Source organism: Microbacterium sp. SGAir0570 (genome assembly GCF_005491085.2).
Lineage (GTDB): Bacteria > Actinomycetota > Actinomycetes > Actinomycetales > Microbacteriaceae > Microbacterium > Microbacterium arborescens.
In genome coordinates this window covers 2,310,446-2,333,480 of the sequence record NZ_CP027929.1, presented here as the reverse complement: position 1 = coordinate 2,333,480, position 23,035 = coordinate 2,310,446, and the positions used below count along the sequence as shown (strand labels likewise).

Annotated in this window: 21 protein-coding genes and 1 tRNA gene; 16 read left to right on the top strand and 6 right to left on the bottom strand. The window is 70.1% G+C overall.

Annotated features, from left to right (window positions below; translation table 11 throughout):
* The first annotated feature begins 52 nt into the window (after positions 1–52).
* The gene (locus tag C1N74_RS11120) at positions 53–1,339 is read left to right on the top strand and encodes an aspartate kinase (RefSeq protein ID WP_036305893.1); all 1,287 of its coding nucleotides are present in this window, start codon (positions 53–55) and stop codon (positions 1,337–1,339) included.
* A 93-nt stretch (positions 1,340–1,432) separates the two neighbouring features.
* The gene (thrC, locus tag C1N74_RS11115; RefSeq protein WP_071917834.1) at positions 1,433–2,836 is read left to right on the top strand and encodes a threonine synthase; all 1,404 of its coding nucleotides are present in this window, start codon (positions 1,433–1,435) and stop codon (positions 2,834–2,836) included.
* A gap of 128 nt (positions 2,837–2,964) precedes the next feature.
* Here thrC and coaBC read toward each other — a convergent pair whose 3' ends face one another.
* Positions 2,965–4,176 carry a bifunctional phosphopantothenoylcysteine decarboxylase/phosphopantothenate--cysteine ligase CoaBC gene (coaBC, locus tag C1N74_RS11110; RefSeq protein ID WP_137750539.1) on the bottom strand — a complete coding sequence of 404 codons (1,212 nt, stop codon included), beginning with the start codon at positions 4,174–4,176 and terminating at the stop codon, positions 2,965–2,967.
* Positions 4,177–4,246: 70 nt separating this feature from the next.
* Here coaBC and C1N74_RS11105 point away from each other — a divergent pair, with 70 nt between their 5' ends.
* The 6 genes from C1N74_RS11105 to C1N74_RS11080 all read left to right on the top strand — a co-directional run bounded on the left by C1N74_RS11105 (position 4,247) and on the right by C1N74_RS11080 (position 10,426).
* A complete protein-coding gene (locus C1N74_RS11105; RefSeq protein WP_137750538.1) occupies positions 4,247–4,969 on the top strand; it encodes an NRDE family protein in 723 nt (240 codons plus the stop codon).
* A gap of 94 nt (positions 4,970–5,063) precedes the next feature.
* Positions 5,064–6,122 carry an aspartate-semialdehyde dehydrogenase gene (locus tag C1N74_RS11100; RefSeq protein ID WP_071917836.1) on the top strand — a complete coding sequence of 353 codons (1,059 nt, stop codon included), beginning with the start codon at positions 5,064–5,066 and terminating at the stop codon, positions 6,120–6,122.
* Between the two features lie 21 nt (positions 6,123–6,143).
* A complete protein-coding gene (locus tag C1N74_RS11095; RefSeq protein ID WP_181405518.1) occupies positions 6,144–7,652 on the top strand; it encodes a malate:quinone oxidoreductase in 1,509 nt (502 codons plus the stop codon).
* Between the two features lie 5 nt (positions 7,653–7,657).
* On the top strand, positions 7,658–8,272 hold the full coding sequence (locus tag C1N74_RS11090) for a thymidine kinase (protein WP_023955056.1): 615 nt from the start codon (positions 7,658–7,660) through the stop codon (positions 8,270–8,272).
* Positions 8,273–8,373: 101 nt separating this feature from the next.
* Entirely contained in the window at positions 8,374–9,093 is a 720-nt protein-coding gene (locus tag C1N74_RS11085; RefSeq protein WP_071917837.1) for a FadR/GntR family transcriptional regulator, read from the top strand.
* A gap of 49 nt (positions 9,094–9,142) precedes the next feature.
* The gene (locus tag C1N74_RS11080; RefSeq protein ID WP_023955052.1) at positions 9,143–10,426 is read left to right on the top strand and encodes an alpha-hydroxy acid oxidase; all 1,284 of its coding nucleotides are present in this window, start codon (positions 9,143–9,145) and stop codon (positions 10,424–10,426) included.
* A 107-nt stretch (positions 10,427–10,533) separates the two neighbouring features.
* Here C1N74_RS11080 and C1N74_RS11075 read toward each other — a convergent pair whose 3' ends face one another.
* The 4 genes from C1N74_RS11075 to C1N74_RS11060 form a co-directional block, all read right to left on the bottom strand.
* Positions 10,534–11,298, bottom strand: coding sequence for an HAD-IIB family hydrolase (locus tag C1N74_RS11075; protein ID WP_023955050.1), 765 nt, complete (start codon positions 11,296–11,298; stop codon positions 10,534–10,536).
* Positions 11,299–11,359: 61 nt separating this feature from the next.
* Positions 11,360–11,433, bottom strand: a tRNA-Pro gene (locus tag C1N74_RS11070).
* Positions 11,434–11,481: 48 nt separating this feature from the next.
* A complete protein-coding gene (locus C1N74_RS11065; protein ID WP_064955061.1) occupies positions 11,482–12,411 on the bottom strand; it encodes a metallophosphoesterase in 930 nt (309 codons plus the stop codon).
* The gene (locus C1N74_RS11060; RefSeq protein WP_071917838.1) at positions 12,411–14,951 is read right to left on the bottom strand and encodes a transglycosylase domain-containing protein; all 2,541 of its coding nucleotides are present in this window, start codon (positions 14,949–14,951) and stop codon (positions 12,411–12,413) included. The genes C1N74_RS11065 and C1N74_RS11060 overlap by 1 nt, the downstream gene beginning before the upstream one ends.
* A 107-nt stretch (positions 14,952–15,058) precedes the next feature.
* On the opposite strand from C1N74_RS11060, the gene C1N74_RS11055 reads away from it, so the two are divergent.
* From C1N74_RS11055 to C1N74_RS11045, 3 genes are all read left to right on the top strand, one after another.
* Entirely contained in the window at positions 15,059–15,280 is a 222-nt protein-coding gene (locus C1N74_RS11055; RefSeq protein WP_023955044.1) for a DUF4177 domain-containing protein, read from the top strand.
* On the top strand, positions 15,277–15,744 hold the full coding sequence (locus C1N74_RS11050) for a RidA family protein (RefSeq protein ID WP_064955059.1): 468 nt from the start codon (positions 15,277–15,279) through the stop codon (positions 15,742–15,744). The genes C1N74_RS11055 and C1N74_RS11050 overlap by 4 nt, the downstream gene beginning before the upstream one ends.
* A gap of 102 nt (positions 15,745–15,846) precedes the next feature.
* Positions 15,847–17,586: a Na+/H+ antiporter gene (locus C1N74_RS11045; RefSeq protein ID WP_023955040.1), complete on the top strand. Its 1,740-nt coding sequence runs from the start codon at positions 15,847–15,849 to the stop codon at positions 17,584–17,586.
* A 22-nt stretch (positions 17,587–17,608) separates the two neighbouring features.
* Here C1N74_RS11045 and acs read toward each other — a convergent pair whose 3' ends face one another.
* Complete coding sequence (gene acs, locus C1N74_RS11040; protein WP_137750537.1) at positions 17,609–19,573, bottom strand: acetate--CoA ligase; 1,965 nt, start codon at positions 19,571–19,573, stop codon at positions 17,609–17,611.
* 415 nt (positions 19,574–19,988) lie between these two features.
* Between acs and C1N74_RS11035 the strand changes: the two genes are divergently transcribed.
* The 5 genes from C1N74_RS11035 (at position 19,989) to C1N74_RS11015 (ending at position 22,856) form a co-directional block, all read left to right on the top strand.
* Positions 19,989–21,011 carry a TadA family conjugal transfer-associated ATPase gene (locus tag C1N74_RS11035; protein ID WP_137750536.1) on the top strand — a complete coding sequence of 341 codons (1,023 nt, stop codon included), beginning with the start codon at positions 19,989–19,991 and terminating at the stop codon, positions 21,009–21,011.
* Positions 21,008–21,907 (top strand): type II secretion system F family protein, encoded by a 900-nt coding sequence (locus C1N74_RS11030; RefSeq protein ID WP_137750535.1) that lies wholly within the window; start codon positions 21,008–21,010, stop codon positions 21,905–21,907. The genes C1N74_RS11035 and C1N74_RS11030 overlap by 4 nt, the downstream gene beginning before the upstream one ends.
* Before the next feature lie 96 nt (positions 21,908–22,003).
* Complete coding sequence (locus C1N74_RS11025) at positions 22,004–22,204, top strand: DUF4244 domain-containing protein (RefSeq protein WP_064955053.1); 201 nt, start codon at positions 22,004–22,006, stop codon at positions 22,202–22,204.
* Positions 22,201–22,539, top strand: a complete 339-nt coding sequence (locus tag C1N74_RS11020) for a TadE family type IV pilus minor pilin (protein ID WP_137750534.1) — start codon at positions 22,201–22,203, stop codon at positions 22,537–22,539. The genes C1N74_RS11025 and C1N74_RS11020 overlap by 4 nt, the downstream gene beginning before the upstream one ends.
* On the top strand, positions 22,539–22,856 hold the full coding sequence (locus C1N74_RS11015; RefSeq protein WP_071917842.1) for a helicase: 318 nt from the start codon (positions 22,539–22,541) through the stop codon (positions 22,854–22,856). Before C1N74_RS11020 ends, C1N74_RS11015 begins: the two co-directional genes overlap by 1 nt.
* Positions 22,857–23,035 lie beyond the last annotated feature (179 nt).

Below are 23,035 nucleotides of genomic sequence, written 5' to 3'. Positions count from 1 at the left end.
GCATCCGGGCGCCCGTAGCAATCGCGCCGGCACCGGCATCCGGGAGTCCCACATGGCATTGATCGTGCAGAAGTACGGCGGGTCGTCCGTCGCCGACGCGGAGAGCATCAAGCGGGTCGCGAAGCGCATCGTCGACACCCGTCGCGCCGGTCACGACGTCGTCGTCGCGGTGAGCGCGATGGGCGACACGACCGACGAGCTGCTCGATCTCGCGAACGAGGTCGCCCCGATCCCGGCTCCCCGCGAGCTCGACATGCTCCTCAGCTCGGGCGAGCGCATCTCGATGGCGCTCCTGGCGATGGCGATCCACTCGATGGGCTTCGAAGCCCGGTCGTTCACCGGCAGCCAGGCGGGCATGATCACAGACGCCACGCACGGCGCGGCGCGCATCGTCGACGTCACCCCGGTGCGCCTGCGCGAGGCCCTCGACGAGGGGGCGATCGTCATCGTCGCGGGGTTCCAGGGGTTCAACCGCGACACCCGCGACATCACGACGCTCGGTCGCGGCGGATCCGACACCACGGCCGTGGCGCTCGCCGCCGCCCTCTCGGCCGACGTCTGCGAGATCTACAGCGACGTCGACGGCATCTACACCGCCGACCCGCGCGTCGTGCCCAAGGCTCGCAAGCTCGGCGTCGTCTCGGCGGAGGAGATGCTCGAGCTCGCCGCGAACGGCGCCAAGGTCCTCTACATCCGTGCGGTGGAGTACGCCCGCCGTCACGGCGTCATGATCAACGCCCGGTCGACGTTCAGCTCGGGAACCGGCACGTTCGTGCTCGGTCCCGGCATGACGCTGCCCGAAGGCCGAAAGGAAGAAGAGATGGAAGAGCCGATCGTCGCGGGCGTCGCCACCGACCTCAGCCAGGCCAAGATCACCGTCATCGGCGTGCCCGACGTCCCGGGCAAGGCCGCCGAGATCTTCAAGATCGTGGCGAAGTCGGGTGCGAACGTCGACATGATCGTCCAGAACGTGTCGGCCGCTGCGACGGGACGCACCGACATCTCGTTCACGCTGCCCAAGACGGATGCGACGCTCGCGCTCCGCGCCCTCGCGGGGGAGCAGAACGAGGTCGGGTTCGAGAGCCTCGTGCACGACGACCAGATCGGCAAGCTGTCGGTCGTGGGAGCGGGCATGCGCACGCACTCGGGTGTCTCCGCGACGCTGTTCGAGGCGCTGTCGAACGCCGGCGTCAACCTCGAGATGATCTCGACCTCCGAGATCCGCATCTCGGTCGTGGTCCGCGGCGACGAGCTGGCCGAGGCCGCGCGCGTCGTGCACACCGCCTACGGGCTCGACGGCGACACCGAAGCCGTCGTCTACGCCGGCACCGGTCGCTGACCCCCTCCGATCGTCGGCACCCCGCCGTCGCCGCGCAGGCGCGGCACCTGCGAGAATCGAAAGCCGTCCCCGACCCGTCACCGAGGAGCCCGCGTGCTGTACATCTCGACCCGAGGCGGCGCTGAGCCGCTGCCGTACTGCGACGCGCTCCTCGAAGGTCTCGCGACCGACGGCGGCCTCGCCGTGCCGCAGGAGATGCCGACCGTCTCACCCGAGACGCTCGAGCGCTGGCGGGCGCTGACGTACCCGCAGCTGGCCACCGAGGTGCTCGCGCTCTTCGCGACCGACATCGAGCGCGATGACCTCGCGCGCATGACCGAGGCCGCGTACGCCCCCTTCCCTGACGCGGTCGTCCCGCTGCGCCCGATCGGCGACGGGATGACGCTCGTCGGGCTCTCCGAGGGACCGACGCTCGCCTTCAAGGACCTCGCGATGCAGTTCCTCGGGCAGGTCGTCGAGCATGCGCTGGAGCGCACCGGTTCGGTGCTCAACGTGCTCGGTGCGACATCGGGTGACACCGGCTCGGCGGCGGAGTACGCGCTGCGCGGCAAGGAGCGCATCGCGGTCTTCATGCTCTCGCCGCAGGGGCGCATGAGCCCGTTCCAGCGAGCGCAGATGTTCTCGCTCGACGAGCCCAACATCCACAACATCGCCGTCGCGGGCGTCTTCGACGACTGCCAGAACCTCGTCAAGGAGCTCGCGGGCGACCTCGAGGTGAAGCGCGAGCTGCACCTCGGCGCCGTCAACTCGATCAACCTCGCCCGTATCACCGCCCAGGTCGTCTACTACTTCTGGGCGTGGCTGCGAGCCACCGATGCGGACGGCCACGCCGAGGTCTCGATCACGGTGCCGTCGGGCAACTTCGGCAACATCCTGTCGGGGTTCTACGCCCGCGAGATGGGCCTGCCGATCCGGCGGCTCGTGCTGGCGGCGAACGAGAACAACGTTCTCGACGAGTTCTTCCGCACGGGGATCTACCGCCCGCGTTCGGCGGCGCAGACGCTGCAGACCTCGAGCCCGTCGATGGACATCTCCAAGGCGTCGAACCTCGAGCGCTTCATCTTCGAGCTCGTCGGTCGCGACCCCCAGCGCGTCGTCGCGGCCTGGCGCGAGCTCGAGACTCAGGGCTTCGCCGACTTCTCCGCCGATCTCGCGCGCTTCACGGCCGAGTTCGGCATCGTCAGCGGGACCTCGACCCACGCCGACCGTCTCGCCACCATCCGCTCGGTCCACGAGGGGACGGGCGAGATCATCGACCCGCACACCGCGGACGGCGTCACGGTGGCGCGCGAGTACGTCGAGTCCGGCGAGGTCATGCTCGTCCTCGAGACGGCCAAGCCCGAGAAGTTCGCCGAGACGATCCGCGAGGCCATCGGCGTCGAGCTGACCTACTCCGACGAGCTGCAGGCCATGCTCGACGCGCCCCAGCACGTCGTCGACCTGCCCGACGACGCCGCCGCGCTCACGGCCTTCATCCGGGAGCGCGCGCTCCGCTGACACCCCGCATGGTGATACATCGGTCGGACCGGTGGGGCTCGTGAGGCCCACGCACCGCGGAGAGTGCTCAGGGGCACCACGCGTCCGACGGATGTATCGGGCTCGGGCGGGCGTCGCCTGCCGAGCGGTCAGTGCGCGGAGCGGGTGGCGACGATCGCGTCCCAGACCGCACGGGCGACTGCGCTCTTCGCGCCCGCGGCCTCGGCGACCACCGTCCCGCCCTCACCGATCACGGCGACGGCGTTCTCGCCCGAGCCGAAACCGGCGTCCCACCCGACCTCGTTGACGACGAGGAGGTCGACGCCCTTGCGCTCACGCTTGCGCCGAGCACGCCCGAGCAGGTCGTCGTCGGCGGTCTCGGCGGCGAACCCGACGACGGTCTGACCGTCGCGGCGAGCGACGGCGAGCCTCGCGAGGATGTCGTCGTTCGGCACGAGCTCGATCGTCTCGAGCGGACCGTCTTCCTTCCGCAGCTTGTGATCCGACACCCGTGCGGCGCGGTAGTCGGCGACGGCCGCGACCATGATGACGACCTCGGCCGCGGCGGCGGCATCCGACATCGCCTCGCCGAGTTCAGCCGCCGTCTCGACATGCCGGATCGTGATGCGCGGGTGCGCGGCGGCGGCGTCGAGGACGCCGGCGTCGACGGATGCCGCGACGAGGGTCACGGCCGCGCCGCGCCGCGCCGCCTCGACGGCGATCTCCGCTCCCTGGCGGCCGCTCGACCGGTTGCCGAGGAAGCGCACGGGGTCGAGCGGCTCTCGCGTTCCGCCGGTCGAGACCGCGACGTGCAGGCCGTCGAGGTCGGCCGGTGCCGGGGACACGAGCGCGAGGGCCGCGGCGACGATGTCCTCCGGCTCGGACATGCGACCCGGGCCGCTGTCGCCGCCGGTGAGTGGGCCGTCCGCGGGACCGACGATCAGCACACCGCGCTCGCGGAGCGTGGCGACGTTGGCGGTGGTCGCCGGGTGCCGCCACATCTCGGTGTGCATCGCCGGGGCGACCACGACGGGCGCCGTCGTGGCGAGAAGCGTGGTGCCGAGAAGATCGGATGCCAGCCCCGCCGTCATCGACGCGATCGTGTTGGCCGTCGCGGGCGCGACGATCACGAGGTCCGCGCTCTGCCCCAGGGCTACGTGCCGCACACGGGCCACGTCGTCGTGCACCGAGGTCGTGACGGGATTGCGGCTGATCGCCTCCCACGTCGTCAGGCCGATGAAGCGCAGCGAGTCGTCCGTCGGGATGACGTGGACCTCGTGCCCCTGCTGCACGAGCAGCCGTACGAGGTGGACGCTCTTGTAGGCGGCGATGCCTCCGGTGACCCCGACTACGATGAACATGCCCCCGATCCTCCCACGGCCCCGGGCGGGTGCGCGGAGCGACCGTCGGGTGCCGAGAGCGAGTGATCCCATGTGCACCGTCGTCATCCAGGTGCCCGCCGATCCGAGCCGTCCGGTTCGGCTGCTGGCCGTGCGCGACGAGGATCCGGCCCGCGCATGGGATCCGGTCGGTCCGTGGTGGCCCGACGCGTACCCCGGTGTCATCGGCGTGCGCGACCGTCGGGCGGGCGGTGCCTGGCTGGCCGCCGACCCCGCCGCGCCCCGCCTCGCGGTCATCCTCAATCGCGCCGATGTGCTGCCCGACGATGCGCCGGCGCTCTCGCGCGGCGGCATCGTGCTCGACGCGGTCGCCGGACAGCCTCCGGTGGGAGCCCCGCCCACCCACGGCTTCAACCTCGTCGATGTCTCCGCCGCGGGGGTCCGCGTGACGATGTGGGATGCCGCGACCCTGCGCACCGTCGACCTGGCTCCTGGAACCCACATGATCGCTCACGACGACGTCGACGATCCGCGCACGGCCCGCATCCGTCGCTGGCTCGGCGCCTTCGCTTCGGCTGCGCCCGAGCTCGAGCTCGAGCACGCGAACGGGCTGCAGCCCTGGCTCGACGTGCTCCAGGACACCGCGGTCACCCCGGCGACCGACGACGCGGCCATCATCCGCGACAACCGTCCGTACGGCGTGCCGACCCTGTCGCTGCTCGTCTGCACGGCGTCGGTCGGCACGGACGGGGTCGACGTGGCTTACGGCGCGCTGGCCGTGCCGGGGGAGTGGAACCGTCCCGAGATGGCGTGATTCGCACGGTCATCGGCTGTCACGTGCGTCGGGGCGGTATCGCCGCGCCGATAGAATCGCGGAAACCCGATCCCGCTTCACGCAAGGAACAGCTATGACCCGCATCTCCGATTCCGGACTCTCCGTCGCCGTCGTCGGCGCCACCGGCCAGGTCGGAAAGGTGATGCGCGAGATTCTCATCGAGCGGAACTTCCCGATCCGCGAGCTGCGCCTGTTCGCGACCGCTCGCTCGGCGGGAACCTCGATCGAGTTCGCCGGCCACGACGTGATCGTCGAGGATGTCGCCACGGCCGATCCCGCCGGCATCGACATCGCCCTCTTCTCGGCCGGTGCGACCGGATCGCGTGCGCACGCCCCGCGCTTCGCCGAGGCGGGCGCCGTCGTCATCGACAACTCCAGCGCCTGGCGCATGGACCCCGAGGTCCCGCTCGTCGTGAGCGAGGTCAACCCCCACGCGACCGTGAACCCCCCCAAGGGCATCATCGCGAACCCGAACTGCACCACGATGGCCGCGATGCCGGTGCTGAAGGTGCTCGACACCGAGGCCGGTCTCGAGCGCCTCATCGTCTCGACGTACCAGGCGGTCTCGGGCTCGGGTCTCGCGGGTGCGGAGGAGCTCCTCGGTCAGGTCGAGGGTGTCCTCGCTCAGGGGCACACGCTCGATCTCGTGCATGACGGCTCGGCGGTCGACTTCCCGCAGCCCGAGAAGTACGTCGCCCCGATCGCGTTCGACGTCATCCCGTTCGCCGGCAACCTCGTGGACGACGGCGACAACGAGACCGACGAAGAGAAGAAGCTCCGCAACGAGAGCCGCAAGATCCTCGAGCTGCCCGACCTGCGGGTGGCCGGGACCTGCGTGCGCGTCCCGGTCTTCACGGGCCACTCGCTGTCGATCCACGCCGAGTTCGCGCGGGACATCACGCCCGAGCGGGCGCGGGAGGTTCTGGCCGCGGCGCCCGGCGTCGTGCTCGAGGAGGTGCCGACGCCCCTGCAGGCCGCCGGCAACGACCCGAGCTTCGTCGGCCGCATCCGTGCCGATCAGTCCGCACCCGAGGGCAAGGGGCTCGTCCTGTTCATCAGCAACGACAACCTGCGCAAGGGCGCCGCGCTGAACGCCGTGCAGATCGCGGAGATCGTCGCCGAGCGCCTCTGACCCGACCACGGTGGCGGCGGGATGCCGCGCGCCGCCACCGGGATAGACTGGTGCATCGTGAGTGAAAAGGTCGACGTCGTCCTGATCGGCGGGGGCATCATGAGTGCCACGCTCGGTGTGCTGCTGAAGCAGCTCCAGCCCGATTGGAAGATCGAGGTGCACGAGCGCCTGTCGGATCTGGCGCAGGAGAGCTCGAACCCGTGGAACAACGCGGGCACGGGCCACGCTGCGCTCTGCGAGCTGAACTACACGCCCGAGGCGCCCGACGGCTCGGTCGATCCCGGCAAGGCGATCACGATCAACGAGCAGTTCCAGCAGAGCCGGCAGCTCTGGGCCTCGCTCATCGAGCGCGGCATCCTGGACGAGCCCTCGACGTTCATCAACGCGACCCCCCACATGACCTTCGTCCGCGGTGAGAAGGACGTCGCCTTCCTCAAGCGCCGCTACGAGGCCCTCAAGGACCAGCCCCTCTTCGCGGGCATCGAGTATTCCGAGGACTCGCGCGTCATCAACCAGTGGGCGCCGCTGCTGATGCAGGAGCGCCGCAAGGGCGAGCCGTTCGCCGCGACGCGGGTTCCCGCCGGCACGGATGTCGACTTCGGATCGCTGACCCGTCAGCTGTTCTCGCACCTGCAGGAGCAGGGCGTCGAGGTCATCACCGACCGCGAGGTGCGCACCCTGCGCCGCCAGAAGGACGGCTCGTGGCGGGTCTTCTGGCGCAATCGCCTCGGCAAGACCCCCGGCCACACCGACGCGCGCTTCGTGTTCGTCGGTGCGGGAGGCTGGGCGCTGAAGCTGCTGCAGAAGTCGGGCATCCCCGAGATCAAGGGGTACGGCGTCTTCCCGATCGGCGGGCAGTTCCTCAAGACCACCAACCCCGCCGTCGTCTCGCAGCACAAGGCCAAGGTGTACTCGCAGGCCTCCGTCGGCGCCCCGCCGATGTCGGTTCCCCACCTCGACACGCGTGTGGTCGACGGCGAGGCGTCGCTGCTGTTCGGTCCGTTCGCGACCTTCAGCCCGAAGTTCCTCAAGAACGGGCGCATCACCGACATCGTCGCCCAGGTGCGTCTGCACAACCTGCTGCCGATGCTGAAGGTCGCGGTCGACAATCCGAGCCTCATCTCGTACCTGGTCGGCGAGCTGCTGAAGAACCACCGCAAGAAGGTGGAGTCGCTCCGCGTCTTCATGCCGACCGCGAAGGACGAGGACTGGGAGCTGATCCAGGCCGGCCAGCGTGCTCAGGTCATGAAGAAGGACCCGAAGAAGGGCGGCGTGCTCCAGTTCGGCACCGAGGTCGTGACCTCCGCGGACGGATCGATCGCCGGTCTGCTGGGCGCTTCGCCGGGCGCTTCGACGGCGGCATCCATCATGCTCGGACTCCTCAAGACGTGCTTCCCCGAGCGCATCGCGGGCTGGGAGCCCGAGCTGAAGAAGCTCATCCCCAGCTACGGTCAGCCGCTCAACCCGCGGGCCGAGGCCGCGCGCTCGTCGATCGAGGCGACCGCCGAAGCGCTCGCGATCAATCCCTGACGGGCATGGCCAAGCTCTACTTCCGTTACGGAGCGATGAACTCCGGCAAGTCGACGGCTCTTCTGCAGGCGGCTTACAACTACGAAGAGCGCGGCCAGCACGTTCTCCTCGCCAAGCCCGAGATCGACACGAAGGGCGCGGGGCAGATCGCCAGTCGGCTGGGAGTCGAGCGCGACGTCGACTTCCTCGTCGGCGCGGACGATGACCTGCGGGCCGTCTTCGGCGTTCATCGCGATCGCGTCCGTGCCGAGACCGGTTCGGATGTCGCCTGCCTCCTGATCGACGAAGCGCAGTTCCTGACATCCGACCAGGTCGATGATCTGCTGCGGACCGTCGTCGAGGAGAACGTCCCGGTGCTGGCCTACGGCATCCGTACCGATTTCCAGACCCGGGCCTTTCCCGGTTCCGCTCGGCTGATGGAGCTGGCGCACAGCCTCGAGGAGCTCAAGACGATCTGTCGCTGCGGACGGAAGGCGCTCTTCAACGCCCGTCTGGTCGGTGGACGCTTCGTGTTCGAGGGCGACCAGGTCGCGATCGACGAGCTCGCTCTCGATCGTGTCACCTACGAGTCGATGTGCGCCGAGTGCTACCTCCGCGAGTCGGGTGGTCGCCTCGCCTGACGCGACTCGCGCCTGATACGTTTCACGACGCGCCCGTCCAGCGCTTTGCGCGGTCAGACCACAAGATGTATCGTGGTCCGGCCACCAACGAGAGGGGCGTCATGGCCGACGGAACCCCGGCGCGCGCCTGGCGCGTCGTACTGGAGAAGATCGAGTCCGATCTGCTCGCCGGCAAGCTCGGTCCCGGCGACCGGCTGCCGTCCGAACGCGACCTCGTCGCGCAGCTCGGCGTCGGGCGTTCGAGCGTCCGAGAGGCGTTGCGCGTGCTCGAGGTCATGGGCCTCATCCGCACCGCGACCGGTTCGGGTCCCAGCGCCGGCGCGATCGTGGTCGCGCGGCCGACCGGCGGCATGCAGGCTCTGCTGCGCCTGCAGGTCGCGGCGCAGGGTTTCGCCATCTCGGATGTCGTGAACACGCGTCTCCTGCTCGAGGAGTGGGTCGCCGGCGAGCTCGCCGGCTCGTCCGACGTGGATCTCGAACGGGCCCGCGAGGCGCTCCGCGCCATGGATGCCGCCGACCTCAGTCCCGCCGACTTCCTGGCGCTGGACGCCCAGTTCCACGTCGCCCTGGCCGAGGCGTCGGGAAACGAGGTCGTCGCCGCGATGATGGCCGGCCTCCGCTCCTCGATCGAGGACTACGTGCTCGAGGGTGCCGCGCGCATTCCCGACTGGAACAGCGCGGTCGACCGCCTGCGCGACGAGCACAACGCGATCGTGGCCGCGATCGACGAGCGGCGGGTCGCGGATGCCCGGACCGCCGTCCACGACCACATCACGGGGTACTACGCGTCAGCGAACCCCGTCCGCCCCGAATCCACCTGAATCCATCCGACCCGACCCCTTCGGCCCCCGGCCGGAACAGAGGAGAGACATGGTCACCCGTCAGCTGCCCAAGATCCCCGAGCTGCTCGAACTGATGCAGTTCAAGGCCCCGGATCTGAACGGTCGTCGCCGCCGGCTCACGTCGGCCCTCACGATCGACGACCTGCGGACCATCGCGAAGCGCCGGACGCCCAAGGCGGCCTTCGACTACACCGACGGCGCTGCCGAGGGCGAGATCTCGCTCGCGCGAGCGCGCCAGGCGTTCCAGGACATCGAGTTCCACCCCGACATCCTGCGTCCCGCGGAGTCGGTCGACATGTCCACAGAGATCCTCGGCGGGCGCTCGGCCCTGCCGTTCGGAATCGCCCCGACGGGATTCACCCGCCTCATGCAGACCGAGGGCGAGAGCGCCGGAGCGTCCGCCGCGGGCGCGGCCGGCATCCCGTTCACCCTCTCGACGCTCGGAACGACCTCGATCGAGGGCGTCCGCGCCGCGAACCCGCACGGACGCAACTGGTTCCAGCTCTACGTCATGCGCGACCGAGAGATCTCGTACGGCCTCGTCAAGCGGGCCGCCGAGGCGGGCTTCGACACCCTGATGTTCACCGTCGACACCCCCGTCGCGGGTGCCCGCCTGCGCGACAAGCGGAACGGATTCTCGATCCCGCCCGCCCTGACCGTCGGCACGATCGTCAACGCCATCCCGCGCCCCTGGTGGTGGATCGACTTCCTGACGACGCCCAAGCTCGAGTTCGCGTCGCTCACGACCACCGGGGGCACCGTCGGCGAGCTGCTCAACGCCGCGATGGATCCCACCATCAGCTACGACGACCTCGAGGTCATCCGTGGCATGTGGCCCGGGAAGATCGTGGTCAAGGGCGTCCAGAACGTCGAGGACTCCAAGCGGCTCATCGACCTCGGGGTCGACGGCATCGTGCTCTCGAACCACGGCGGTCGCCAGCTCGACCGCGCCCCCGTGCCGTTCCATCTCCTGCCGCAGGTCGTGCGCGAGGTGGGCAAGGACGCGACCGTCATGGTCGACACCGGCATCATGAACGGCGCCGACATCGTCGCCTCGATCGCGCAGGGTGCGAAGTTCACGCTGATCGGGCGCGCATACCTCTACGGGCTCATGGCCGGCGGTCGCCAGGGCGTCGACCGTACGATAGCGATCCTCCGCAGCGAGATCGAGCGAACGATGCAGCTGCTCGGCGTCTCGAGCCTCGAGGAGCTCGAGCCCCGTCACGTCACTCAGCTCCAGCGGCTCGTGCCGATCGCAGGCTCAGCCCCTCGTCGCGCCCCGTCGCGCGCCAAAACCGCATCCCGAGCCTGACGACGGGACGCAAAGCAGCGGGCCCCGGTGCCGGCAGCCGATCGGCTGGCCGGCCCGGGGCCCGAGCACGTGTCGCGCGGGGTCGTCCGCGTCAGCGCATCAGCGCATCAGCGCAGCGGAAGCGTGGGGATGAGCCGGTCGAGGAAGTCGGCGGTGTCCTCCCAGCCCTCGACCGCGTGGCAGGCCACGCCCATCGCGAGCACGGGGTAGTCGTTGCCGTTCTCGTCGAGACGGTCGCCGACGAACAGGATGTCGTCCTGGGGGATGCCGCTCTGCTCGATGAGACGGGTCATGCCGTATGCCTTGTCGATGCCGCGCTCGGTGATGTCGACCGACGTCGAGCCGCCGGCGCGCACCTCGAGGTCGGGGATGCGGTCCGCGACCGCCGCGCGCAGCGCGTTCTTCTTCTCGCCGGTCGGGTCCCACGCCATCTTCGCGTCGACGGGAGCCTGCTGACCGAGCGCCGAGAAGGTGATCTGCGATCCGCGGTCTTCGAGGATGGGACCCCAGGTCTCGGTCTCCCACAGCCCGAGGCGACGCGCCTCCTCCTCGACAGCGGCGAGGGCGCGGGTCTTCTGGTCGTCGGTCAGCGAGCGGGCGTAGATCGTCTCGATGCCGGCGGGGGAGAGGCGGTAGTACTGGGTGCCGCAGGTCGGAAGCAGGTGGAAGTGCGACAGCAGTTCGGCATCCGTCTCGGGCAGCTGGTCGACGACCTGAGCGGTGAACTGCGCGAGCTGTCCGCCGGAGATGATCGCGACCTCGACGCGGGCCGCGAGCTCGAGCAGCTGGCGTCCGATGCGCGGGTCGATGGCGCTCTTCGAGGGAGCGAGCGTGTCGTCGAGGTCGAAGGCGACCAGGCGGGGGATGGGCATCCGTGCTCCGTTCTCCGGTGGCATGAAAGAGGCCCCGCCTCGCGGCGGAGCCTCTTCGCTGTCGGGGTGACAGGATTTGAACCTGCGGCCTCGTCGTCCCGAACGACGCGCGCTACCAAGCTGCGCCACACCCCGTGGCAACCCTCCAAGCTTACCCCGATCTCGCTCGGAAGACGAATCGGCTCACGCCCGGGCGCGGAGGACGATGACGGATGCCTCCGGGCGGCATCCGAACCGCACGGGCGCGTAGATGGAGTGTCCGAGACCCGCACTGACGTTCAGCGGCACAGACGTCGGGCCCCACGAGCTCAGTCCGCGCGCCTGGTCGAGGGGGATGTCGCAGTTGGCGACGAGGGCGCGCGAGGCGAAGGGGATCCGCACCTGCCCGCCGTGGGTGTGCCCGCCGAAGATCATGTCGGCTCCCAGATCGACGAAACGGTCGAGCACGCGGCGATACGGGGCATGGGTGACCCCGAGGGTCAGGTCGGCGCGCTTGCGGCCTTCCAGGGCTGCCAGAGCGCCGGGGAGCGCGTCGAGGTCGTCCCAGTCGCGGTGAGCGTCGTCGACGCCGATACCGTCGATCCGCAGGCCGGCCACGCGCACCGTGGCGGCGGCGTTGTCGAGCTCGGACCAGCCGAGGTCGCCTGCGAAGAACGAGTCCATCGCCGCCGTATCGAGCTTCGGCGCCGCCTTGGCGTGCTGCGACGGGCCCGTGAAGTACCGCAGGGGGTTCCGTCCGCTCGGCTCGTACACGTCGTTCGAACCGTGGACGAAGAATCCGGGCACGCCGCGCAGGGGAGCGAAGGCCCGGCGGATGCCGTCGAGGCCTCGGGTGTGGCCGAGGTTGTCGCCCGTGTTGACCACGAGATCGGGCTGCGTCTGCTCGGCGAGGTCTGCGATCCACCGCTGCTTGCGCTGCTGCCACGGCGCCATGTGGGCGTCGGAGAGGTGCAGCACGGTGATACTCGGGCTACCGGCCGGCAGCACGGAAACCTCGTGACGCCGGGCGGTGAACAGATAGCGCTCGATTCCGACCCCCCACACGACCGCACCGCCGGCGCCCAAGGCGCCGGCGGTGGCGATCGTGGAGAGCGTCCTGCGGACGCCGGCCATCAGCAGGTCTTCGCGGTGTACTCGATGGTGATCTGCGTCCCGCGGCCAACCGCCTCGCCCGCGGCGGGACTGGTGCCCGTCACCGTCGGCTGCGGCGAATCGTCCTTCTCGGTGCACGCCGTCGTCACGCTGGTGAAGCCTGCCGCTCGCAGTTGGCGTTCCGCCTCCTGCGGGTTGCCCGTCACCGGCGGCACCGTTGCGCCCTGGCCGTTGCTCGGGGTGATGGTCACCGTCGTGCCGCCCGGGGCACGACCCGCACCAGGGTCCTGCGAGACGATCCGGCCCTCGGGTTCGGTCGAGTCGGTGGGCTCGGCGACGTTCACGGCGAAGCCGGCCGCCTCGAGGGTGCCGCGTGCCTCATCGACGTTCTGCCCCACCACGTTCGGCAGATCGGTCAGAACGTTCTTCGTGAGGTTCGTGTCCGGAGTCGGGAAGCGGTCTCCGCCGAACTTGGCGTTCGCCGCGCCCTGCATCTTCGGCCAGATCGCGTTTCGGATCTGATCGAGGCGCCAGCCGTTCACACGGTACTCGTTGAGCTTCGCGAAGCCGTCGACGTTGCCGACCCAGACCACGGTGGCGACCTTGGTGCTCGCGCCGTCCATCCAGGTGTGCTCGTACTCGTGGATACCGGTCTTTCCGAACACCGGCACACCATCGAAGATTCGGGCGCCCTGACCCGTCGCGTTCATGACGCCCTCGAGCGCGAACGCGGCTGTGGCGGCGACGTTGGCCGAGATGGCCTGGTCGCAGCTCGTCTGCGGCGTGATGTCCTCGCCCGCGGAGTTCACGGCGCGGTCGATGACCTTCGGCTCGCACCGCATGCCACCGCCGGCGATCGCGGCGTACGCCTCCGCCATGTCGATGGGAGCGACCGCGGCGGACCCCAGCACGTCGTAGGGGTTGTTGTTGATGTCCAGCGGCTCGCCGTTGGACTGCATGACGCCCATCTTCATCGCGACCTGGTTGGTCGAGCACACCGAGATGCGCTCGGCCATCGCGAGGAAGCCCGAGTTCAGCGAGTCCTCGGTGAACTTCTTGATCGTGCCCGAGTAGCCGTTGCTGCTCTGGAAGTTGCCGATCTCGTTCGCGCGGCCGCTGTTGCCGGTGCGGACGTTCTGCGTCGCGCCGTCGCAGCTCGTGAGCACCCGCTTGTTCCCGACGCGGCCGTTGAGCACCTCATTGACGGAGTGACCCTGCTCGAGCCAGTTGATGAGGCTGAACACCTTGTAGGTCGAGCCGGCGGAGTGACCGCCGCCGCCGTCCTGGTTGCGCACGTTGTAGTTGACCGGGGTCACTGTGCCGGCTTCGTCCCCCGTGGGCGCGAACGGACGGTTCTGCACCATGGAGAGCACGCGGCCGGTGCCGACCTCGACCTGGACGCCGGAGGCGCCGAGGTTCAGACGGTCGTCGGTCGCGGGCACGACGGACATCGCGTCGAGTGCGGCATCCTGGAGCTGCGGGTCGAGGGTCGTGTAGATCTTCATGCCGCCGCGGCGCAGGTTCTGCTGGCGCTCCTCGAGCGACTCGCCGAAGGCGGGATCATCGAGGACGATGTTGCGCACGTACTCGCAGAAGAACTCGGCGCCGGCGGCGAGCTGGCAGCCCTGCGCGCGGACCTGGATGTTGGGGGTGATGGGCTCCGCGATGGCGGCATCCCGCTCTTCCTGCGTGATCTTGCCGTCCGAGAACATGCGATTGAGGACGTAGATCTGGCGATCCTTCGTCAGCTCGTAGCCGTTGGCGGCGCCGTTCGACTCGCTGTCGGGCCGATCGAGACGGTAGGTGTTCGGCTCCTGCACCATGCCGGCGATCGCGGCGGCCTGGCCGATCGTGAGCTGCGACGCGGGCACGCCGAAGTAGTACTGCGACGCCGCCCCGATGCCGTAGACGGTGCCACCGAAGTGCGCGATGTTGAGATAGCCGAGCAGGATCTCGTTCTTGGGATACCTCTTCTCGAGCTGGATCGCGTAGCGCATCTCCTGCAGCTTGCGCTCGATGCCGTCGGTGCCGGAGGCGACCGTCGTCGAGCGGAAGCACGCCTCGACCTCCTCCTGCGACTTGGCCTCCTTCTCACAGGCCTGCTGCAGCACGTTCTTGACGTACTGCTGCGTGATCGACGAGCCACCGCGCGTGTCGCTGCCGCGGAGGTTGCCGAGCACCGCGCTGGCCGTGCCGACGAGGTCGACGCCGCCGTGCGTGTAGTAGTTCTTGTCCTCGCTCGAGGTGATCGCGTCGAACATGACCGGCGCGACCTCGTCCCACGTGACGGGGATGCGGTTCTGGTCGTAGAACTGCGTCATGAGGACGTCGTTGCCGTCTGCGTCCTTGCGGTAGAACTCGGTCGGCAGCATGAGCTCGTCGACTTCGAGGTAGCTCGGCATGTTGTCGAAGACGTCGATCGCGCTGGTCGCTGCGTAACCCGACACGGCGATGGCGGGGGTCACGGTCGCGGTGACGAGGATCCCGGCCACAGCGCTCAGGCCGACCAGGCCGGCGAGACCGCCGAGCACACCGGTGGCCGTGCGTTTCTTGTGAGGCATAGGGTGATCGTAAGCGAGATACCTGGGCATCCGCCTCAGGACCACCCCTTGCGCGCGTGCCTCCGCGTATGCCGGCGCGCGAGCGAAAGCCGAAGATCGGAGCCCCGATGACGACGTGGGAGTACCTCACCACGCCCCTGCTGATCCACAACACCGCGGCGATCCTGAACAACTGGGGCAAGCAGGGGTGGGAGCTCGTGCAGGTCGTGCCCGGCCCCGAGGGCGGTCTCGTCGCGTACTTCAAGCGTCCGGTCGGCGGGGGAGCGGCCAACGCCGGTCTCGGCGCCGCCCAGCAGGCCGCTCAGCAGTTCGAGGGGACGGGCGCATGAGCGTCTCTGCACGGCTGACGGAACTCGGCATCCAGCTTCCGCCCGTCGTTCCGCCCGTCGCGGCATACATCCCCGCGACCGAGCACGACGGACTCGTCTACACGTCGGGGCAGCTGCCCATGGTCGACGGCTCGCTGCCCGCGACCGGCAAGGTCGGCGAGGGCGATGGCCTCGTCGCGCCCGTGACGGCCAAGGACCTCGCTCGCCAGTGCGCGCTCAACGCCGTCGCCGCCGCAGCGGATGTGGCCGGCGGCGTCGACAACCTCGCTCGGGTCGTGAAGGTGACCGGATTCGTCGCCTCCGTCCCCGAGTTCACCGGCCAGCCCGGCGTCATCAACGGCGCGAGCGAAGTGCTGGGCGAGATCTTCGGCGAGGCCGGTCGTCACGCACGGTCGGCGGTCGGGGTGCCGGTGCTGCCGCTCGACTCGCCGGTCGAGGTCGAGGTCGTCTTCGCCCTGGTCTGATCGCCGGGCGCTCCGCCCACCGCGAACCTCGGGCGGAACACCGCCCGTGCCGTGGCTCGCGGCCCTACGCTCTGGTGTGGACCACGCGGAAGGGCGGTAGGGATGCAGGGACTCGAGGTCACGGTTCTGCTGGGCATCGCCCTTCTCGTCGGAACCGTCCTGGCGCCGCGGTTGCGCGTCGCGACGCCGCTGGTGCTGCTCGTGATCGGTCTGCTGCTCGGGTTCATCCCCGAGCTGCGTGCCATCGAGCTGCCGCCGGAGACGGTGCTGCTGCTGTTCCTGCCGGTGCTGCTGTTCCGCGAGGCGTGGACGACGTCGCTGCGTTCGGTCCGCCGGTCGCTCCGCTACATCGTGCCGATGAGCACCCTGCTCGTCGTCGCCTCGGCATTCGCCGTCGCGGCCGTCGCGACGTGGCTGGGTGTGCCGTGGGAGGCCGCCCTCGTGCTCGGCGCGGCCGTCGCGCCGCCCGACGCCACCGCCGTGGCCGCCCTCGGCCGGCTGCTGCCCGCCCGCACCTTCATGAAGCTCAAAGCGGAGAGCCTCACGAACGACGGCACCGCCCTCGTCCTCTACGCCATCGCGGTCTCGCTCCTCCTCGGCGACCAGGTGAGCGCGCTCTCGATCACGGGCATGGTGCTGCTGTCGTACCTCGGCGGGGCGGCGGCCGGCATCGCGGTCGCAGCCCTCGCCTTCCTCGCCCTGCGACGGATGCAGTCGACCCTGACGATCAACCTGACGCTGCTGCTCGTCCCGTTCGTCGCCTTCCTGGTCGCCGAGCTGATCGAGGCGTCCGGGGTGCTCGCCGTCGTCTTCGCGGGGCTCATCGTCGCCTGGGTGTCGCCGCGCATCACGACGGCGATGTCGCGCCGGGCCGCCGATGCCACCTGGCCGTTCGGGGTGTATCTGCTCAACGGTGCGCTGTTCGTGCTGATCGGCCTCGAGGTGCAGCTGGTCCTGCACGAGATCTCGCCGTCGGAGATCGGCATCCTGCTTCTCGTCACCGTCGCGGCGTGGGTGGCGCTGTTCGTCGTGCGCTACCTCTTCCAGTGGTTGTTCTCGCCCTTCTCGCGTCCGGCGGCCGGGTCGAGCAGGTCGCTCCGGCACCGTTCGCGCGTCGTCAGCACCGTGTCGGGGTTTCGCGGCGCCGTCTCGCTCGCCATCGCGCTGTCGGTGCCGATCACGACGGCGTCGGGTGAGCCGGTCGAGGGGCGCGACTCGATCGTGTTCGTCACGGCGGGCGTCATCGTGCTCACGCTCCTCGTGCAGGGGCCGCTGCTCCCCGTCGTCATCCGCTGGGCGAAGCTGCCCGCCGACGATGCGGCGATCGAGGAGTACGAGCTCGCCCAGCGGGCCATTTCGGGCGCCGCCCTCGCGGCTCTCGACGACCTCGCCGCAGAGCACGGGGTCAGCGATCGTGTTCGCGACCGTGCCCGTCACGAGGGCTACGAACGCCTCGAGCTCGCGAACGCCCGCGCCGTCGCGCGTCAGCGGGCGGCCGAGGAACGCGATTCGGATGCCGACATCGACGACGACTCGTCCGACGAGGATGCCTCGCGCATGGGCCCGGTGCCGCCCGGGCCATCGGACGGGGACGGGCACCGGCCTGCGCCACAGCTCGAGATGCTCGCCGTCAGCGACGACATCGACCTGACGCAGCGCTCGCCGCTCATCCGGCACCGGGAGGCGACGCGGCTGCGGCTGGCGATGCTCGATCGTAAGCGCGAGGTGCTGCTGCGCCTGCGGCGCGACGGCACGATCGACGACCTCGTGGCGAGGCGCATCCTCGCCGACCTCGACATCGAGGAGATCCGGGCGCGCGGCCTCGACCGCGACGCCGAGTGACGCGATCGAGGCCGGTCTCGAGCTACTTCAGCTGAGCGCTGATGACCGACATCACCGCAGTGTCGGCCAGCGTCGTGGTGTCGCCGACCTCACGGCCCTCGGCGACATCCCGCAGCAGACGACGCATGATCTTGCCCGAGCGGGTCTTCGGCAGCTCGCCGACGATGTAGACGTCGCGGGGCCGTGCAATGGGGCCGATCTGCTCGCCGACCCACTGCCGGAGCGACGTCGCGAGACCGTCGGGGGAGTGCGCGTCGAGGTAGCTCTGCTTGATGATGACGAAGGCTACGACGGCCTGGCCCGTGGTCTCGTCCGATGCTCCGACGACCGCGGCCTCGGCGGTCGACTCGTGCGCGACGAGCGCGGATTCGATCTCGGTCGTCGACAGGCGGTGGCCCGAGACGTTCATGACGTCGTCGACGCGGCCCATGAGCCAGATGTCGCCGTCGTCGTCGAGGCGGGCACCGTCGCCGGCGAAGTAGTAGCCCTGCTTCTCGAACTTCTCCCAGTAGGTCTCGACGAAGCGGTCAGGGTCGCCCCAGATGCCGCGCAGCATGCTCGGCCAGGGCTCGGTGATGACGAGCAGCCCGCCGTTGCCCTCGCCCACGCGGTTGCCCTCCTCGTCGACGACGTCGATCGAGATGCCGGGCAGTGCGACCTGCGCCGATCCGGGCTTGGTCTCGGTGACCCCCGGCAGCGCGGAGATCATGATCGCGCCGGTCTCGGTCTGCCACCACGTGTCGACGATCGGGGCCTTCTTGCCGCCGATGACCTTGCGGTACCACATCCACGCCTCGGGATTGATGGGCTCGCCCACCGAACCGAGCAGGCGGATGCTCGACAGGTCGTACTGCGCCGGAACCTGGCGGCCGACCTTCATGAAGGACCGGATCGCGGTGGGGGCGGTGTAGTAGATCGTCACGCCGTACTTCTGGATGATCTCCCACGAGCGGCCCGAGTGGGGCGTGTCGGGGGTTCCCTCGTAGAGCACCTGCGTCGCGCCGTTGGCGAGCGGGCCGTACGTGACGTAGCTGTGGCCGGTGACCCACCCGATGTCGGCGGTGCACCAGTAGACGTCCGTCTCGGCGTGCAGGTCGTGCACGACGCGGTTGGTGAACGCGGCCTGCGTCAGGTAGCCGCCCGAGGTGTGCAGGATGCCCTTCGGCTTTCCGGTCGTGCCCGAGGTGTACAGGATGAACAGCGGGTTCTCGGCGGGGAACGCCTGCGCTTCGTGATCGGGGGAGGCTGCGGGCACGACGTCGTGCCACCACAGGTCGCGCTCGTCATTCCACTCGATGTCGTTGCCGCCGCGCCGCACGACGATGACGTGCTCGACGGTGAGCTGCGGGCCGGCGCCCCGGTCGGCCAGCGCCTGGTCGACGGCGGGCTTGAGCGGCGAGACCTTGCCCTTGCGATAGCCGCCGTCGGCGGTGATCACCAGCTTGGCGCCGGCGTCGTCGATGCGGGTCCGCAGGCTGTCGGCCGAGAACCCGCCGAAGACGACGGAGTGGACGGCGCCGACGCGGGCAACGGCGAGCATCGCGGCGACGGCCTCGGGGATCATCGGCATGTAGATCGCGACACGGTCGCCCTGCTCGATCCCGAGCCCGGTCAGGACGTTGGCGAGGCGCTTCACCTCGTCGGTGAGCTCGCCGTAGGTCACGGCGCGGTCATCACCCGGCTCGCCCTCCCACAGCAGCGCCACACGGTCGCCGAGACCCGCCTCGACGTGGCGGTCGAGGCAGTTGTACGCGACATTCAGCTCACCGTCGGCGAACCACTCCGCGAACGGGGGGTTGGACCAGTCGAGCACCTGCGTGAAGGGCTTGTGCCAGTGCAGCTCCCGGGCCTGGTCGGCCCAGAAGCCCTCGCGGTCGGCTGCCGCGCGCTCGTAGAGCTCGGCGGTGCCGACGGCGGATGCGGCGAACTCCGGCGACGGCGCGAAACGCCGGGTCTCGGTCAGCAGGTGGTCGATCTGGCTGCTCATACGGCGCGCTCCTTCGCGGTCGATGGCGCCGCGCACGGCGGCGTGCGGTCAATCTAGACCGCGGCGAGATCAGGAGACTACCGCCGATAGTGGGTGGTCGTGCCGAGAGTGGCGCGGCGGTGCGGTGATTGGGTCGCATCGGGTTCGACAGCGTAAGCTGATCCGTGGCTGCGACATCGATCGCGCCCGTGGCGGCCCGACCTACCCCCCAAGCGGCGGGACGTTGCGTGGACGGCACCCCTATCCCCCAATGTGGGGTGCCGTCCTTCTTCTTTTTCTCGGGCTGGACCGCCGCGCACAGCCGCGCGGCGGCGTTGCTCGTCGCGTCTTCTCCCCACCGGGCCACCGACGCCGATTGTCCAGCATCTGGGACCGCGGAGCGGTTGATGATCCCGACGATTCCTAGTGTCGGGGCATGTCCTCAGCATTCGTCGTCGTTCCCCGCCGAGAGTCTGGTGGGGCCGCGCGTCCGAAACCCCCTGCGGCGCTGACTTCGGCGCCGCAGCGCAAGCTTCCCGACGATGCTGCGCTCGATCCACTGCGCGAGCATCTGATCGACCCGGCCGTCACGGACGTCTTCGTCAACGGAGAGCGCGGCGTCTTCGTCGACCGCGGGCGCGGCGCCGAGCACGTGGGCCGGTGGCGGCCCAGCGATGGCGAGGTCCGCGCTCTTGCTGTCGCGCTGATCGCCCTCGGCGGACGACATATCGACGATGCGACACCCTGTGCCGACGTGCGTTGGGCCGGCGGCATCCGGGTGCACGCCGTGCTTTCGCCGGTGGCCTGCGGGGGTTCGGTGATCTCGATCCGGCTCCCGGCAATCGAGCAGCTGAGTCTTGCCGATCTCGAGCAGCGCGGGATGTTCGACGCCGCGGTCGCGACAGACCTTCGTCGGCTCGTCGCGGACCGCACCAATCTCCTCGTCACGGGGGCCACGGGCGCCGGGAAGACGACGCTCCTCGCAGCGCTCCTGTCCGCCGCGAGCCCGACTGACCGGATCGTCACGATCGAGGATGTCGCCGAGCTGAGGCTCGATCACCCCCATCACGTGCGACTCGAAGCCCGTCAGCCGAATCTCGAGGGGGCCGGGGCGGTACCGCTGGCCCGTCTGGTGCGAGAGGCGCTGCGCATGCGACCCGATCGGCTCGTGGTGGGGGAGTGCCGCGGCGAGGAGGTTCGCGAGCTGCTCACCGCCCTGAACACGGGGCACCACGGCGGCGCCGGCACCGTGCATGCCAGCGGTCTCGCCGACGTGCCGGCGCGGCTCGAGGCGCTGGGTGCGCTGGCGGGCCTCGACGATCACGGCGTCGCCCGGCAGGTGGTGAGCGCGATCGGTGCGATCGTCCACGTCGGGAACGTCGACGGCGTTCGCCGGGTCGAGGGAATCGCCCGCCCGGTCCTGCGAGACGGGCGCCTCGGGATCGAGGAGCCGGCATGAGATCCCCGTGGCACTCGCGCCGTCCTCCGGTCGAGACGGATGCCGCGGCAGCGGAGGCGGCGCCCGTCCTGCACCGTCTCGCCGTGCTGCTCGAAGCCGGAATCGCACCCGATGCGGCTTGGGAGCACCTGGCCGCCTCGGGCGACTCCGCATCCCGGCGGGTGCACGAACGACGACGGGCGGCTGAGCCCCTCACCGACGCCATCGCTGCGGAACCCGACGCGTGGCGCGAGGTCGCGGCGGCCTGGCATGTCGCCACGACCGTGGGCGCTCCGCTGGCGCGCACGCTGCGTGGGATGGCCGAGGCTCTGCGTGACGCCCAACAGGCTCGCGATGACATCCGTGTCGCGCTCGCCGAACCCACGGCGACGGCCCGGCTTGTCGGGTGGCTCCCGCTCGTCGCCGTGGCGCTCGCACTGCTGCTCGGTTTCGACGTGCTCGCCACCCTGCGGCATCCCGTGGGTGCGGCATGCCTCGTCGTAGGGGCGCTGCTGATGGTGGGAGCGCAGGTGTGGACGCGTCGGCTCGTGGCGCGCGCCCGATCGGTCGACGGTGTTCCCGGTATGTCGGCCGAACTGCTTGCGATCGCCCTGTCGAGCGGCGTCTCGATCGGCCGGGCGGAGGAGGTGCTGGCCTCCGTCGACGTCGCGGCTGCGGCTGCAGACCGCGAGGTGCTCGACCTCTCGGCATCCGCAGGAGTGCCCGCAGTGGACCTTCTGCGCGCCACCGCGGAGCTCGAGCGCCACCGCGCCCGGATCGAGGGGCGGATGCGTGCGGCGCAGCTGACATCGCGGCTGCTGCTGCCGCTCGGGGTCTGCACCCTGCCCGCGTTCCTCCTGATCGGCGTCGCACCGATGCTCCTCAGCGCGATGACGAGAGCCTCGGTGACGCTGTGACGCGGCCACCCCTGCGCGAGCTCGATCGCGTCCGACCAGACCCAGACCGTGCCCACCGTGCCCGATCCGAACACGCATCCACAGAACGGAGCAGACATGAACCGATCCCTTCCTCGATTGACGCGGGCGCGCGCCGCCAAGCTGTTCGCCGACGAGTCCGGCGCCGCGACGGCGGAATACGCCATCGCGACGATGGCCGCCGTGGCCTTCGCCGGTTTGCTGGTGGTGATCATGCGCAGCGACGAGGTGCGCGGCATCCTCACCGATCTCGTACGACGGGCGTTGACCGTCGAATGAGGTTCCGCCGTGACGATCGCGGCTCGGCCGTCGCCGAGTTCGCGGTCGTCGTGCCGGCGGCGATGCTTCTGGTGCTGCTCGCCGTCGCCGCGCTGGCGGCGGCGGGCACGCAGATTCGTCTCGAGCACGCGGCGGCTCAGGCGGCACGGCTCGTCGCGCGGGGCGAGGACGCCGGGAGGGCATCAGCGGTCGTGCAGACAGCGGTCGGGGGCGCGGCGCTCGAGCTCCGGTCCGACGCGGATCTCACCTGTGCGATCGTGACGGCCCATCACGGCATCCCGTTGCCGTTGCCAGCGCTGCGGGCGGAGTCCTGCGCGCTCTCCGGAGGGCTCTGATGGCCGGCGTCGCGACGGCCATCGGTGTTCTCGCGGTGACGGCGACGGTCTCCGCAGGCTGCGTGCTGGCGGGAGCTGCGGCGATCCAGTCGGCGCGGGTGTCTGCGGCCGCCGACACCGCGGCGCTTGCGGCGGCCGATGCTGCGCTCGGGTTCGTCGGGGGAGCGCCGTGCGAACGAGCCGGCCAGGTCGTCGCGCGCGCCGGGCTGGCGTTCGCCGCGTGCGAGGTGGACGGCGTGACCGTGACCGTCGTCGTCGCCTCGCCGGCCGGTGTGTTCACCGTTCAGGCGCGCTCTCGAGCAGGTCCGCCGGAGTGACTCAGGGGTGGCGAGTCACCCTCGCCGATCTACTACCCAGGGGAGCGGCTCGGTCGCCTCAGCCACCGGCCCTGGCCGAGTGGGACTGATCAGGAACCCCGGCTTGCTGCGATCGTAAGGGGGCGCCCGGCATCCCGCGCGTGCCGGTCGTCCGCAATGCGTGATCGACCGCTGCACCG